The organism is Bacillus sp. FSL H8-0547, from assembly GCA_038002745.1.
In the GTDB taxonomy this organism is placed as follows: Bacteria; Bacillota; Bacilli; order Bacillales; family Bacillaceae; genus Bacillus_P.
This window is the reverse complement of the sequence record JBBODD010000001.1, coordinates 905,928-919,969: the sequence shown is the minus strand read 5'-3', so window position 1 is coordinate 919,969 and position 14,042 is coordinate 905,928. Positions and strand designations below refer to the sequence as shown.

11 protein-coding genes are annotated in these 14,042 nt (G+C 44.5%); 6 read left to right on the top strand and 5 right to left on the bottom strand.

The window, feature by feature from the left end; all coding sequences use genetic code 11:
- Window positions 1-538 precede the first annotated feature (538 nt).
- Entirely contained in the window at window positions 539-1,396 is an 858-nt protein-coding gene (dat, locus tag MHB63_04535) for a D-amino-acid transaminase (protein MEK3805860.1), read from the top strand.
- Window positions 1,397-1,430: 34 nt separating this feature from the next.
- On the opposite strand, the gene nhaC is transcribed toward dat, so the two are convergent.
- Window positions 1,431-2,807, bottom strand: coding sequence for a Na+/H+ antiporter NhaC (gene nhaC, locus MHB63_04530; GenBank protein ID MEK3805859.1), 1,377 nt, complete (start codon window positions 2,805-2,807; stop codon window positions 1,431-1,433).
- Window positions 2,808-3,020: 213 nt separating this feature from the next.
- Complete coding sequence (locus tag MHB63_04525) at window positions 3,021-3,536, bottom strand: universal stress protein (GenBank protein ID MEK3805858.1); 516 nt, start codon at window positions 3,534-3,536, stop codon at window positions 3,021-3,023.
- Between the two features lie 188 nt (window positions 3,537-3,724).
- Between MHB63_04525 and MHB63_04520 the strand changes: the two genes are divergently transcribed.
- The gene (locus MHB63_04520) at window positions 3,725-6,052 is read left to right on the top strand and encodes a PBP1A family penicillin-binding protein (protein MEK3805857.1); all 2,328 of its coding nucleotides are present in this window, start codon (window positions 3,725-3,727) and stop codon (window positions 6,050-6,052) included.
- Between the two features lie 724 nt (window positions 6,053-6,776).
- Here MHB63_04520 and MHB63_04515 read toward each other — a convergent pair.
- On the bottom strand, window positions 6,777-6,932 hold the full coding sequence (locus MHB63_04515) for a hypothetical protein (GenBank protein MEK3805856.1): 156 nt from the start codon (window positions 6,930-6,932) through the stop codon (window positions 6,777-6,779).
- A gap of 171 nt (window positions 6,933-7,103) precedes the next feature.
- Window positions 7,104-7,418 (bottom strand): hypothetical protein, encoded by a 315-nt coding sequence (locus MHB63_04510; GenBank protein ID MEK3805855.1) that lies wholly within the window; start codon window positions 7,416-7,418, stop codon window positions 7,104-7,106.
- A gap of 506 nt (window positions 7,419-7,924) precedes the next feature.
- Here MHB63_04510 and MHB63_04505 point away from each other — a divergent pair.
- Together MHB63_04505 and MHB63_04500 are read left to right on the top strand one after the other, a co-directional pair.
- Window positions 7,925-9,682 (top strand): ABC transporter transmembrane domain-containing protein, encoded by a 1,758-nt coding sequence (locus MHB63_04505; GenBank protein MEK3805854.1) that lies wholly within the window; start codon window positions 7,925-7,927, stop codon window positions 9,680-9,682.
- On the top strand, window positions 9,679-11,697 hold the full coding sequence (locus MHB63_04500) for an ABC transporter ATP-binding protein (protein MEK3805853.1): 2,019 nt from the start codon (window positions 9,679-9,681) through the stop codon (window positions 11,695-11,697). Before MHB63_04505 ends, MHB63_04500 begins: the two co-directional genes overlap by 4 nt.
- 47 nt (window positions 11,698-11,744) lie before the next feature.
- Here MHB63_04500 and MHB63_04495 read toward each other — a convergent pair whose 3' ends face one another.
- A complete protein-coding gene (locus tag MHB63_04495; protein MEK3805852.1) occupies window positions 11,745-12,356 on the bottom strand; it encodes an NAD(P)H-binding protein in 612 nt (203 codons plus the stop codon).
- Between the two features lie 183 nt (window positions 12,357-12,539).
- Here MHB63_04495 and MHB63_04490 point away from each other — a divergent pair, with 183 nt between their 5' ends.
- On the top strand, window positions 12,540-13,352 hold the full coding sequence (locus MHB63_04490; protein MEK3805851.1) for an amino acid ABC transporter substrate-binding protein: 813 nt from the start codon (window positions 12,540-12,542) through the stop codon (window positions 13,350-13,352).
- Window positions 13,339-14,040: an amino acid ABC transporter permease gene (locus MHB63_04485; GenBank protein ID MEK3805850.1), complete on the top strand. Its 702-nt coding sequence runs from the start codon at window positions 13,339-13,341 to the stop codon at window positions 14,038-14,040. The genes MHB63_04490 and MHB63_04485 overlap by 14 nt, the downstream gene beginning before the upstream one ends.
- The last annotated feature ends 2 nt before the right edge of the window (window positions 14,041-14,042 follow it).

Genomic DNA, 14,042 nt, shown 5'->3' with positions numbered 1-14,042 from the left:
TAATCAATATATTGTGTTATTTGATATTCTCATCATAAATGACACGGGGTGAAATTTCAACTGAAATCTATGAAAATGTCGAAAGAAAAATAGAAAACCATTTTACAGTTCAGCGTGTTTCATCATACCATAGGTTTAAGGGCAGGTTGCACTGCGTTGTTTAAAAACAAATTACTTTTAGGGGGAAACCCGTTCCTTTACGCTGCAGTCACTTGCTTTCCGCGGGGAGCGCCGGAAGCTTCCTCGCTGCGCTTGCGGGATCTTCCGTGCCCTCTTCATCCCCTAGAAAAGTGGAAGCGCCCGTTTATCTCCGGGAGTCAGATAAGGAAACGGCGGTAAAGGCGCTTTTTGCCTTTGGCGACGGTTCCGTTCTGACAGAGGAGTTGGGCGCTGCAGCTGGACAGGAGTCAAGTGCCTTCCGCTCCAATCCACTGGTATCAAAACTTATTAAACTTTGTGAAAATGGATTCACATTATCAGATTTAGTAAAAAGGCACCTATGCAAAATCAGACTAAACTTATAAAAAGGAGATTTATCATGTACATACTTGTTAACGGTGAATATAAAAAGCGTGATGAAGTTTCAATTGATCTTGAAGACAGGGGCCATCAGTTCGGTGACGGGGTCTATGAGGTCATCAGGGTGTATGATGGAGCATATTTTGCGATGAAGGAGCATATGGAGCGGTTCATTCGAAGCGCAAAAGAAATCAAAATCGACCTTCCATATACGATAAAGGAGCTGACAGACCAGCTTGAGGAACTTCTCCGCCTGAATAAGACAGAAGACGGCGGTGTCTATATGCAGGTAACCAGAGGGGCTGCCGCAAGAAAACATCTGTTTCCGGGCAAGAATACGGTTCCTGAATTAACAGCCTATCCAATTCCTTGCTCAAAACCCGCAAAAGAGCAGGAGGAAGGGATTTCTCTCTGTCTGCTTGAAGACGTGCGCTGGCTCAGATGCGATATCAAAAGCTTGAATCTTCTCGGAAATGTCCTTGCCAAGCAGGAGGCGCATGACCGCGGGGCTTATGAGGCGCTGCTGCACCGGAGCGGCATGATTACGGAAGGGTCTTCCTCCAATTTCTACGGAGTGAAAAACGGAAGTGTGTTTACTCATCCTGCGAATAACCTGATTCTGAATGGTGTTACGAGAATGAAAGTAGAGGAGCTTTGCAGACAGAACGGAATTGAGTTTCTGGAAGAAAGACTGAGCACAGAAGGTCTTGCCTCTCTTGATGAAGCTTTTATCACATCTACGACCAGTGAAGTAATTCCTGTGATAAAGGTTGATGAAGGGAAGGTTGGGGAAGGAATTCCCGGCCCTGTCACAAGAAAACTTCAGAAGCTGTTTGATGAACTGATTGCAAAAGAAACGAAAGTGGTCGAGAAATAATAAAAATCCCGCCTGGGTCAGGCGGGATTTTCTGCTAGACTGTGTATTTCTTAGCAGGCAGGAATCCAAAAAGGACAGAAAACAATGGAGACAGATAGAGAAAGAACGCAAATGGCAGGTACGCAATGACGTCCACGCCGAGTGTCTGCGCGAAAAAGGCTCCGCTTACTCCCCAGGGAATAAGGGGATTTATCAGAGTTCCGGCATCTTCAAGGGATCTTGATAAATATTTCTTTTCAACGTTCAGTTTTTCATAGGCCGGTTTAAACGACTGACCGGGAATGAGTATGGACAAATACTGCTCTCCCGTTACGAGATTAACTCCGATTGAAGAAGAAATGGTTGCAAGGATCAGCTGACCTTTGACTTTAATTCTCTCAATCAATCCGTTTAAAAGAGTCTGAATCAGCTGCATTTTATCCATCAATCCGCCAAGAGCAAATGCGATCATGATCAGCGAAATGGACCACATCATAGATTGAAGCCCGCCGCGGTTCAGCATTTGCTGGACGGTTTCCTGCTGAATATCAAACGCTGTTCCATTTTGCAGAACAGCTAAGAAACCGGAAAGATTTGTCCCGTCCTGAATGAGGAGACCTGTGATGCCGGCAGTTGCAATGCCTGCAGCAAGAGCAGGAATAACAGGAACCCTGGAAATGGCAAGACCAATCACAATCAGAGGAGAGATCAAAGTCCATGGACTGATCGTTACGTGCTCCTTCATGATCGTCATAATTTCTTTGATGTTATCTAGTGTCGCTGCGTCAGCTGCAAGTGTTGTTCCCATATACCAGAAAAGAACAGCTGTTATCGCATAAGCTGGAATTGTTGTCTTTGACATATGGCGGATATGTGTAAAAATATTGACTTCGGCAACACCGGAGGCAAAGTTCGTCGTATCTGACATCGGCGACATTTTATCCCCAAAGCATGCTCCGCAAATAACAGCCCCTGCAGCCCATTCAACAGGAACTCCTGCAGCAATCGCCACTCCCATAAGAGCAACTCCGACTGTGCTGACCGTTGTAAAACTGCTGCCCACAAGGCTTGAAATAATGGTACAGCATACAAGAGTCAAAATCAGAAGGTACGCCGGATCTATGATGGACAAAGCAGCCATCATAACAGTCGGTATCGTACCGCTGAACATCCAGGCTCCAATAAGGATTCCGATAAGAGCCAGAATAATGATCGGCTGAACACCGGATTGAATGCCTTTTACAATTCCGTCCTCAATATCCTTCCAAGAGTACTTATATAGGACTGCAGCGCCGCTGAGAAAAACAAGGCAAAGCATCAGCGGAAGATGCGGTTCTGTTTTCAAGTAAAATAAACTGATGAAAATAATGCCGATCATCGATAAAAATAGAATCACTGAACCAGTGAATGAAAGTGATTTTGATTGATTCATAAATTGAAATTCCTTCCTTTTATACTTAAACGCTTTTATGCTTTTGTGCATAAAAGTATTATATCAGTCTATTGATCTATGTCAACTGGTGATAAAAGTAAAAGGAACTGGAGTCTGCAAGGATCGAAAAAACCCCTGAAACTTTGTTTGTGTCAGGGGTTTTTGAGTAGCACTCAAAAAAACGGATGCTTTAAAAAGCACCCGTTATCACATTTATTTTGCAATCAGCACTGAAATATTCGACTGATGATGCACTTTATCGCTAACACCGCCGAAAAGCAGTTTTTTAAGGCCGCCTGAATCACTGTTGCCCATAATGATGAGATCGGCTGAATGTTCATCAGCAAATGCAAGGATGGCATCTGCAGGAGAGCCTGACAGAATCTCAACGTCTCCAGTTGCCTGGTTCTCATCAAGCTTCATTCGGATCCTCGACGTGACTTCATCAGAATGGTCGAAGTATTCATTCTTCGGCTGATCATCAAACTGCCGTGCCGCATCAGGCGCCACCGGATAGTTCTGAAGGTTATCAGTCAGGTAACCGTTTGCAGGAGCACTCGGAATAGCGGGCCTTACGCCTCCTGTATTCATGGCGTGCTCTGCCTGATAGACGTGAACAACTGTTAATCGAGTGCCAAGCTGCTTGCTCAGCTGAATTCCTTTAACAAGAGCTGCTGAACTTTCATCCTGTCCGTCATAAGCTACAACAATGTGGTGAAATGTATCCAAGTTCATTCATTCCTTTCTTTTGGCAGATGATTTTGTTTCTATGTAAATACCCTGATATTTCCTTGGGAAAACGTTCATCTGTCAGAAATTTAGCTGTGGCGGACACATTTTTTCATAAATAGGCGTACACCTGTTGTAATTGGGGTAATAAGAGATAGGATTTATTTTTCTATATCAGGGGGTTATTCATGTTTAAGTCACTATTTTCAATTAAGGGTGTGTTCATGAAACTGCTCATCTTCGTGCTGCTTTCAGTCATCCTTGTCTTTATGGTGCACAACTCAGTTATTGCATCGCAGGATGTGAGCAAATTGGAAGAACGAGCAAACGCCCCGACAATTATTTATGATCAGAACGGAGAAATCGCAAGCAAGATCTCAAGCTCCAAACAGGAATGGGTCAAGTATGAAGATGTGCCCGAACACTTTTATGAGGCGCTTCAGGCAACAGAGGACCAGAATTTCTACAAGCATAATGGGATCGATTATATCGGAATTGTCCGTGCTGCATTCAAGAATGTGCTGGCGGGAGGAGTTGTAGAGGGAGGAAGCACGCTGACACAGCAGCTTGCCAAAAATACCCTGCTTACTCACGATCAGACATTTAAACGGAAATTTGATGAGTATTTTATCTCTCAGAAGATTGAAGACGAATATTCAAAAGAAGAAATACTGGAACTTTACGTAAACAAAGTTTATTTCGGAGAGGGTGCCTGGGGACTTAAGCGGGCTTCAAAAGTATATTTTGGAAAAGAGCCTGCAGATCTGACCCTTAACGAATCGGCGATTCTGGTCGGCCTGATTAAAGCCCCGACAAATTATTCACCAGTCAAGAATATGGAAAAGTCTCTTGACCGGAGAGACGTTGTTCTGAAACTGATGAAAGAAGAAAAAGTAATTACTGAAGCAGAAATGAACGAAGCGAAAAATGAAAAAGTCGTTCTTGAAAGAAAAGAACTGGATCAATATAAAGGCCGCTATCCATCCTACGTGGATCACGTCATTGAAGAAGCGATCAAAAAATACGGATTAACGCAAAATGAAATTCTTGCCGGCGGGTTTGAGATTCATACAGAACTGCGCCAGGATATGCAGTCATCGATCGAGAATGTTTTTAAAGACGATGCGAATTTCCCTGACTTGGGCGGAGATCAGCTCGTGCAAAGCGGTGCGGTTCTCCTTAACCCTAAAACAGGAGGAGTCCAGGCGCTGATCGGCGGCCGCGGAGAACACTCATTCAGGCAATTCAACAGGGCTACACAGCTGAAGAGGCAGCCCGGTTCAACGATGAAGCCGATTTCGGTTTATACGCCGGCTCTTGAAAACGGGATGACTGTAAACTCCAAGCTTGAGGATAAGCCTCTTGACATTGACGGTTATAAGCCAGAGAACTTTGATGGTTCCTATCACGGCGAGGTTACGATGTATGAAGCTCTGGTAAAATCCCATAATGTGCCGGCCGTCTGGACGCTAAATGAGATTGGCGTTGCAAAAGGCGTAGATGCGACAGAGCGTTTCGGCCTGCCGATTACAGAGAATGACCGCAACCTGAGTCTTGCACTCGGAGGACTTGATGAAGGTGTTGCACCCCTTAACATGGCAGAAGCCTATTCCGCTTTTCCAAATGACGGCACGCGCGTAGAAGCTCATGCGATCACGAAAATTGTTGATGTGCAGGGCAACACCATTGCGGAATGGAAAAAGAAAGAAACAGAAGTAACGACAAAAGAAGTAGCTCAAACGATGACACACATGATGCTTGGGGTTGTCAAAGAAGGAACAGGAAAAAAAGCCGGGCTCGAAAAGCATGAGCTTGCGGCGAAAACAGGTTCCACCCAGCTTGGCATTGACGGCATCGACGGGACAAAGGACCAGTGGGTTGTCGGATATACACCGAACGTAGTCGGTGCGCTGTGGCTCGGCTACGATCAGACAGATGAAAATCATTACCTGAATACGTCCAGCAGTGCAACAGCTGCACCGCTCTATAAAGTCATAATGGATGCAGCACTGAAAAACGAAAAGCCTGAAGACTTTAAACTTGCGCAGGTTAAGAATGACGAAAAAAAGCCCGTGAAGAAAAAAGAGACAGGCGAAGAGGAAAAAGAAAAGAAACGGGCTGAAGAAGGAAAAAAAGAAGCTGACAAAAAGGCAGAACAAGATGCCCAAGCAAGAAAAGAAGAACAGGAACGGCTGAAGCAGGAAGAAAAAGCAAAAGCCGATGAAGAAAAGAGAAAAGCAGACGAGAAAAAGCGTCAGGATGAGGAAGCAAAAAAAGCAGCAGAAGAAGAAGCTAAACGAGCAGAAGAAGAGGCGCGGAAAGCAGAAGAGGAAGCACGAAAAGAAGAGGAACGAAGAAAAGAAGAAGAGAAGAAAAAAGAAGAAGAAAAGCCAGCCGAGCCGCCAGCTGAGGAACCGGCAGAGCCCGAAGAGCCAGCTGAGCCGGCAGAACCTGAGGAACCGCCAGCCGAGCCTGAAGAGCCTGCTGCACCTCCGGCAGACAGCGGGGGCGGTTAATTTTAGACCGAACAGGGAGACTCCTGTTCGGTTTTTTATGCGGAATGCCTGGGCTTGCGATCGGGGGTTTTTTGGGCGGGGGAATAGGACCATCAAAAGCATGAATCTGAAGATTGGTGGATCCAAACGGGTGGAAAAGGACCATCAAAACGGCTTAACAGAAGCTTGGTGGTTCCAAACGGGTGGAATAGGACCATCAAAACGGGAAAGCAGAAGCTTGGTGGTTCCGAACGGGTGGAATAGGATCATCAAAACGGGAAAGCAGGAGCTTGATGGTTCCGAACGGGTGGAATAGAACCATCAAAACGGGAAAGCAGGAGCTTGATGGTTCCGAACGGATGGAATAGAACCATCAAAACGGGAAAGCAGGAGCTTGGTGGTTCTGAACGGGTGGAATAGGACCATCAAAACGGGAAAGCAGGAGCTTGGTGGTTCTGAACGGGTGGAATAGGACCATCAAAACGGGAAAGCAGAAGTTTGGTGGTTCCAACAAGCAGAATAGATCCATCAAAAAGGGTAAGCAGAAGTTTGATGGTTCCGAACGGGTGGAATAGAACCATCAAAAAGGGTAAGCAGAAGTTTGGTGGTTCCAAACAAGCAGAATAGAACCATCAAACCCGCAAACCAGAAGCTTGATGGCACCAGCTCCCGTCACCACCTACACAAAACAAAACACAACAAAAAACCGCATCCATTTACGAACGCGGTTTTAAAACTCTTTATCCTAAAACATTGGCATAATATAAGTAATTAAAAACCATATAATTCCGAAGAAAATAACAAGATATGCTGTGTATTTGATAAAAGTGGCGCCAAGAAGGCTGTTATTTGTCTTGTGCTCTTCTTTTCGTTCAACATTTACTTGTTTGTGCTCAGACATAAGGTTCCTCTCCCTTATTGGTTTTTATAGGATAACGTTAAGCAGCCAGCCGATTACGACGATTGCTCCAATTACGATTAAAATAGTTCTGATCATAGCAGCGGTCTCCTTTTCTGTGGTGGATTGAAAACAGGGTGTCCTGACATTATCTTTTGTAAAAACCCTGGAGCTTTATACCTTTACTTTTTCAGCTGTATTCAGAAAGCTTGATGTAAAGCGTGATTCTGTTGAACAGATGTCATCCATTTCAGCAAGAAGCTCGCCTGGATTTTCACCGTCAATTAACACTTTTATCTGCTTTGAGCTTGACGTCATAAGAGAGAACGTTATCAAAGAAGGAAGTTTTGAAACATCCACAATGCTTCGTCTTCCAGCTATGAAATACACCTTCCCGCTATAATTTTTGGCAAGCTGATTCAAACTGATCAGCTGGTCCATTCTGAATGGATTCTGAGTACAAAGACTTGTGGATACTAACTGGCTCATCATGTTCCTCCTTTGATTTTCCTATGTCGTTTGATAGTGTTCTTTACCTTGTTTTTAAGATGTTGAAACCTGTCTTTATAAAAATGAGAAAAATAGCGAAAAATCTTAATTGACAAAATAATGAAACGAATGGTAATCTATTTTAGGAATAAAATCAAAAAAATGGTAAAGGAGGGGTACAACATGAAAAAGTTCATTGCACGTCAGTTCGATCGCAAAAACCGTTTTTATGCAGCCCCGCCTTGCCTTCCGGCTATTTAGAGTTTTTGCTCTAAATACTTGTAAGCAAAAGGCACGGGGTATGCTCTACTGTATACTCATGTGCCTTTTTATGTTTGTGTAAAAAGGCAGATCTCTGACGGAGATGTGCCTTTTTTATATTTTTAAAACAAAAGAAGGAGGAAATGAAATGAATGTTTGGGTAAGCAAAGCTGAAAAACGCGTGAAGAAAGGCGATCCGGAAAGCGGCTAGATAGTTAAAAGGAAGTTTTAAGGGAGATGAAAGCATGTTTGCAGTTTTAGGGAAATTAGGATGGTTTTTTAAGAAATACTGGAAGCGTTATACAGCAGCGATTATTCTGCTGCTCGTTGTAAATGTTCTGGAGATTATTCCTCCAAAGCTGCTCGGGAACGCGATTGATGATATTCAGACAGGGAATTTTACGAGTGATTTGCTTGTGGAGTACATTGTATTATTTATCGGTCTTGGTGTACTTGTCTATTTTTTATCATACTTCTGGATGTACAGTTTATTTGGCGGAGCACATCTCGCTGAGAGAATTTTGAGATCCAAGCTGATGGGCCAGTTTTTGGTCATGACACCGCGTTTTTATGAAAAAAACAGAACGGGTGACTTAATGGCCCGTGCGACAAACGATTTAAAAGCGATATCGACTACTGCCGGCTTTGGGATCCTGACACTGGTTGATTCAAGCATGTTCATGCTGACGATCCTTTTAACAATGGGGATACTCATCAGCTGGAAGCTGACCTTTGCAGCCATTCTTCCGCTGCCGATCATGGCAATCGCCATGGGGATCTACGGGAAGAAGATTCATACGCGGTTCACGGCTGCTCAAGATGCATTTGGGGATATGAACGATCAGGTGCTGGAATCAGTATCTGGAGTCAGGGTAATCCGCGCGTATGTTCAGGAACAGGCTGACGTGAACAGATTCAACGAACTGACTGATGATGTTTACAAAAAGAATGTTCATGTAGCCAAAATTGATGCCTTGTTTGAACCGACGATTAAGCTGCTTGTCGGCATCAGCTACTTAATTGGTCTCGGATACGGAGCGTATCTCGTTTTCCATAATGAAATTACCCTTGGTGAACTTGTTTCCTTCAACGTTTACCTAGGCATGATGATCTGGCCGATGTTTGCGATTGGCGAGCTGATTAATATTATGCAGCGCGGCAATGCCTCTCTAGACAGAATCAATGACACTCTTTCCTATGAGCCGGATGTGAAAAATGCCGATCAGCAGGTGCAGGTAAGTTCGCCTAAATCCATTGAATTCAAAAATGTGACATTCCGGTATCCCTCATCAAACGTGGGGAATTTAAACGCCGTCAGCTTCTCGGTCAAGCGGGGAGAAACAATCGGGATTGTCGGAAAAACCGGCAGCGGAAAAACAACAATTGTCAAACAGCTTTTGAGACAATATCCTGCAGGAAGCGGAGAGATTTTGATATCCGGTGTTCCGATTGAAAAAATCCCACTTGAAACGCTGCAGCGGTTTATCGGGTATGTCCCGCAGGATCATGTCCTTTTTTCAAGAACGGTAAGAGAAAATATTCTCTTCGGGAAAAAAGACGGATCAGATGAAGAACTGAATAAGGCCATTGATCTTGCGTTTTTCAGAAAAGATCTTGAGATGCTTCCAGAGGGTTTGAACACGCTCGTCGGAGAAAAGGGAGTCGCATTGTCAGGAGGCCAAAAGCAGCGGATTTCCATTGCACGTGCTCTTCTGATAGATCCTGAAATTCTAATTCTGGATGATTCGCTTTCAGCCGTAGATGCAAAAACGGAAACGGCCATTATCTCGAATATCCGCAGTGAGCGTGCCGGAAAAACAACCTTTATTACAACGCACCGCCTGTCTGCGGTTGAACATGCAGACTGGATTATCGTCCTTGATGAAGGGAAAATCATCGAGGAAGGCAGGCACGAATCGCTGCTTGCAAAAAATGGCTGGTACAAGGAGCAATTTGAACGCCAGCAAATTGAAGCTGAAAACGAAGGCGGGGTGGGAGCATGAGCACAGGAAAACGATTATTCCGCTATGCAGCCCTTTATAAAAAAACGCTGATCGCAGCTCTCCTAATGCTTACGGTTGCCGTAGGCGCAGAGCTGACCGGTCCTTTCATCGCCAAGAAAATGATTGATGACCATATTCTCGGCATCGAAAAAACATGGTATGAAACAGAAAAAGGGGAGCAGACGACTGCCTATAATGGCTCCTTTTACAAACGGGAAGATTATTTTGAGCCCGGTGAGGAAAAAGGGAAAGAAGTGCACATCCTCCAAGTGCAGCGGGATTATTATTTTATCCCAGGTGAGCTTCAGTTTGACGGAGAGCGCAATGCTGACGGAAATACAGTCACCATTGCAAAGGGAGAGCAGTCCGAGTCATATCAGGGAACGAAGCTGTCTTCTAAAGAGCTGTTTGCTTTTTATGAACCGGAAATCGGGGGGCTGCTGACGTTAATTTTTATTTATTTCGGCCTGCTTGTTTTTGCCTCTTTCTTTCATTACGGACAGCGTTATTTTCTGCAGGTTACATCCAACAGGATTATCCAGAAAATGCGCCAGGATGTTTTTGCCCATATTCAAAGACTGCCGGTTGTCTATTTTGACAACCTCCCTGCAGGGAAAGTAGTCGCTAGGATTACAAATGATACAGAGGCGATCAGAGAGCTGTTCGTTGCGGTTCTGTCGACGTTCTTTACAAGTGCGATTTATATTACAGGAATCTTTGTTGCGTTATTCCTGCTTGATGTGAAACTTGCCTTGATCTGTATGGTCATCCTTCCGATTCTTGCAGTATGGAGTGTGGTATACAGAAAGTATGCATCAGATTACAACCATAAGATCAGATCGCTCGTCAGTGACATTAACGGAATGATCAATGAATCCATCCAAGGGATGACGATCATCCAGGCTTTCCGGAGACAGGAAGAAACTAGAGCTGAATTTGAAGAGATGAATGATTCGCATTTTCATTATCAAAACAAGCTTTTGAGCCTGAACTCTCTACTTTCGCACAACATGGTCGGATTTATGAGAAACTGTGCCTTTGTTGCACTGATCTGGTATTTTGGGGGCGCCTCGATCGGTGTCGGTTCCGTGGTATCAATCGGAGTTCTCTATGCGTTTGTTGATTATCTTAACCGGCTTTTTCAGCCGATTACAGGCATTGTCAATCAGTTTGCCCAGCTTGAAACAGCGCGTGTCTCAGCAGAGAGAGTCTTTACGCTGCTTGATGAAAAAGGGATCGACGTCAGCGAAAAGAAAGAGCCGCGCTACAAGGGTGATGTTACATTTGAGAATGTCTCGTTTGGCTATAAGGAAGGCGAATATGTCCTGAAGAATATTGACTTTCAGGCAAAACAGGGCGAGACGGTTGCGCTTGTCGGCCATACCGGTTCGGGAAAAAGTTCGATAATGAATCTTCTCTTCCGCTTTTACGACTCCAAGGAAGGGAAAATCATGATAGACGGAAAAGACATCATGTCGATGCCGCGCCAGACTGTGCGGGAGCATATGGGGATTGTGCTTCAGGACCCGTTCCTGTTTACCGGAACCATTGCCGCGAATGTCAGTCTGAACAACCCTGCGATTTCACGTGAGCAAGTTGAAAAGGCACTAACTGATGTAGGTGCTGACAAACTCCTGAAACATTTGCCGCTTGGATTCGATGAACCGGTTATTGAAAAAGGAAGCACGCTTTCTTCCGGACAAAGGCAGCTCATTTCATTTGCCAGAGCACTTGCATTTGATCCCGCCATCCTGATTCTCGACGAAGCAACAGCGAGTATAGATACCGAAACAGAAGCGGTCATCCAGGAAGCGCTTGAGGTGCTGAAAAAAGGAAGAACAACCTTTATCATCGCCCACAGGCTTTCAACGATTAAGAATGCAGACCAGATTCTTGTGCTCGACCGCGGCGAGATTGCCGAGCGGGGCAGCCATGACGAGCTTATGAAACAAAAAGGAAAGTATTATCAAATGTATGAACTGCAGCAGGGAAAACAAAATTCCCTTGCAGGTTAAAAGAAGAGCGTCCTCATCGGGCGCTCTTTTTAAGTTGTTTCATGTTGTCAGTAAGCAATTCCAACGCGTTTTTTCACATAAAGATCTTCCGCAAGCACTTTATAGGCAAAATATCCCGTATCTTCTGCAGAAATTTGTTTTCCTTCCTCAGGCAGAAAATCTTCTTCCATTCTAAATGTTTTTGTCAATTCCCCATCCGGCAAATAGGTCGGGCATACGACAGTCCAGTCCAGCCCCGATTCTTTCAGGGACAAATAGGCATTTAAATGTTCGTTAGCTGCGCGGGTGAGGGTTCTGCGGGATTCGCCTGACTGAAATCTGTACAGATCAGGTGCCGTTCTTGCCTGCAAAATCCCTGCTGTTCCAATTGTAATAATCCTGTTTATGCCTTCTTTTTTCATAGCTGAAATGATCAGAGGCACAGCAACTGTCAGAGTATCATTGCCGTCAGTGCCAAGACAGCTTACTACTGCGTCACAGCCGGTCAACGTTTTTTCAATGCTTGAAAGCTCTCTCGCATTTCCCGCAATGACCTGTACATGAGCCTCAACTTGCTGCGGATCACGAGCAAGCATCCTCACATGGTGGTTTTCTTCTAAAGCTGTTTTTAAGAAAGCTCTGCCGACTCTTCCGGTTCCTCCGAATAAAGCAATGTTCATCGTATCAGTCTCCAGTTCTTTTCTTTTAGTGTACTTTAAAATACCCTCAGAATAAAAACATACGCAGGCAAGAACTGGTTACACTAAAAAAGCGGAAACAAATAGATTGACAGCCATATGCAATCCGAGTAATATTCTAACGTAATGAATATAAAATCCGATAAGGTTACTGGGGGTTTAACAATGAAGAAATTATTCAGCTTAATTGCACTTTTATCAGTCTCAGCGCTGATTTTAGCTGCCTGCGGAACAGGCGGCGATAAAAAGAACGGAGGAGAGCAGGCTGGTGACGCCGGACTTTACGATAAAGTAAAAGAAGAAGGCGTGCTTGTGATTGGTACAGAGGGTACATACCCGCCGTTTACGTTTCATGATGACAGCAACAAACTGACAGGCTTCGATGTGGAAATTGCACAAGAGGTTGCTAAACGACTTGGCGTGAAAGCGGAGTTTAAAGAAACACAGTGGGATGCCATGTTTGCAGGGCTTGATGCCAAGCGTTTTGACATGATTGCAAACCAGGTCGGCATTAAACCTGAACGCGAAGAGAAGTATGCATTCTCTGATCCGTACATTTCATCTGCAGCTGTACTTGTCACTCATAAAGACAACAAAGACATTAAGTCATTTAAAGATCTTGAAGGCAAAAAAGCGGCTCAATCCCTTACAAGCAACTACGGTGAAATTGCGAAAGAAAACGGAGCTGAGCTTGTAGGTGTTGAAGGGTTTACACAGGCAATCGATTTAATCAATTCCAAACGTGTTGATGCAACCATCAATGATAAGCTTTCTGTTCTCGATTTCCAGAATCAGCGCAAAAACGCACCGATTCAAATCGTGGATGAAAGCAAGGATGCTGCACAAAGCGGTCTGATGTTCCGTAAAGACAGCGGAAAATTAGTGGATGAGGTCAATAAAGCACTTGCTGAAATGAAAGAAGACGGCACGTACAAGAAGATTTCAGAGAAATGGTTTGGCGAAGATGTATCTGAATAACATTTTTGCAGATCCTGAACGTTTAGAACGTTTGGCCAATATTGCACAAAGTTCCCTTCTCCCTTTGGTGAAGGGAGCTTTGTATTATACCCTGCCGCTTACGCTTATCACGTTTGCAATCGGACTGATTTTAGCCGTCCTGACAGCTCTTGCGAGAATTTCAACGGTTAAGCCTCTGCAGTGGATCGCACGGTTTTATGTCTCCATTATCAGAGGCACGCCGCTGCTTGTCCAGCTGTTCATTATCTTTTACGGCCTGCCGAGTATCGGGGTGACAATCAGCCCGTTCATTTCAGCAATTATCGGTTTTTCTCTGAATGTCGGGGCCTATGCTTCTGAAATCATGAGAGCGGCGATTCTGTCAACACCGAAAGGCCAGTGGGAGGCGGGATACTCAATTGGAATGAGCTATTCCCAGACACTGAAACGCATCGTTCTGCCGCAGGCAGCGAGGGTGTCGATACCGCCGCTTTCAAATACGTTCATCAGTCTGGTGAAAGACACGTCACTTGCCTCATTAATTCTTGTAACAGAGATGTTCAGAAAGGCTCAGGAAATTGCTTCAACGAATTACGAATTTCTGCTGATGTACTCCATGGCAGGACTCTTGTACTGGATCATCTGTTTTATCCTTTCTGTCGTTCAGCAGCAGATTGAAGGAAAGCTGGACCGCTATGTTGCAAAATAAGA

What these genes read in the sequence shown, in the direction of transcription:
- dat (MEK3805860.1), top strand. Translation starts at nt 539, where the DNA reads ATGTACATACTTGTTAACGGTGAATATAAAAAGCGTGATGAAGTTTCA.
- nhaC (MEK3805859.1), bottom strand. Translation starts at nt 2,807, where the DNA reads ATGAATCAATCAAAATCACTTTCATTCACTGGTTCAGTGATTCTATTT.
- MHB63_04520 (MEK3805857.1), top strand. Translation starts at nt 3,725, where the DNA reads ATGTTTAAGTCACTATTTTCAATTAAGGGTGTGTTCATGAAACTGCTC.
- MHB63_04515 (MEK3805856.1), bottom strand. Translation starts at nt 6,932, where the DNA reads ATGTCTGAGCACAAACAAGTAAATGTTGAACGAAAAGAAGAGCACAAG.
- MHB63_04510 (MEK3805855.1), bottom strand. Translation starts at nt 7,418, where the DNA reads ATGAGCCAGTTAGTATCCACAAGTCTTTGTACTCAGAATCCATTCAGA.
- MHB63_04505 (MEK3805854.1), top strand. Translation starts at nt 7,925, where the DNA reads ATGTTTGCAGTTTTAGGGAAATTAGGATGGTTTTTTAAGAAATACTGG.
- MHB63_04500 (MEK3805853.1), top strand. Translation starts at nt 9,679, where the DNA reads ATGAGCACAGGAAAACGATTATTCCGCTATGCAGCCCTTTATAAAAAA.
- MHB63_04495 (MEK3805852.1), bottom strand. Translation starts at nt 12,356, where the DNA reads ATGAACATTGCTTTATTCGGAGGAACCGGAAGAGTCGGCAGAGCTTTC.
- MHB63_04490 (MEK3805851.1), top strand. Translation starts at nt 12,540, where the DNA reads ATGAAGAAATTATTCAGCTTAATTGCACTTTTATCAGTCTCAGCGCTG.
- MHB63_04485 (MEK3805850.1), top strand. Translation starts at nt 13,339, where the DNA reads ATGTATCTGAATAACATTTTTGCAGATCCTGAACGTTTAGAACGTTTG.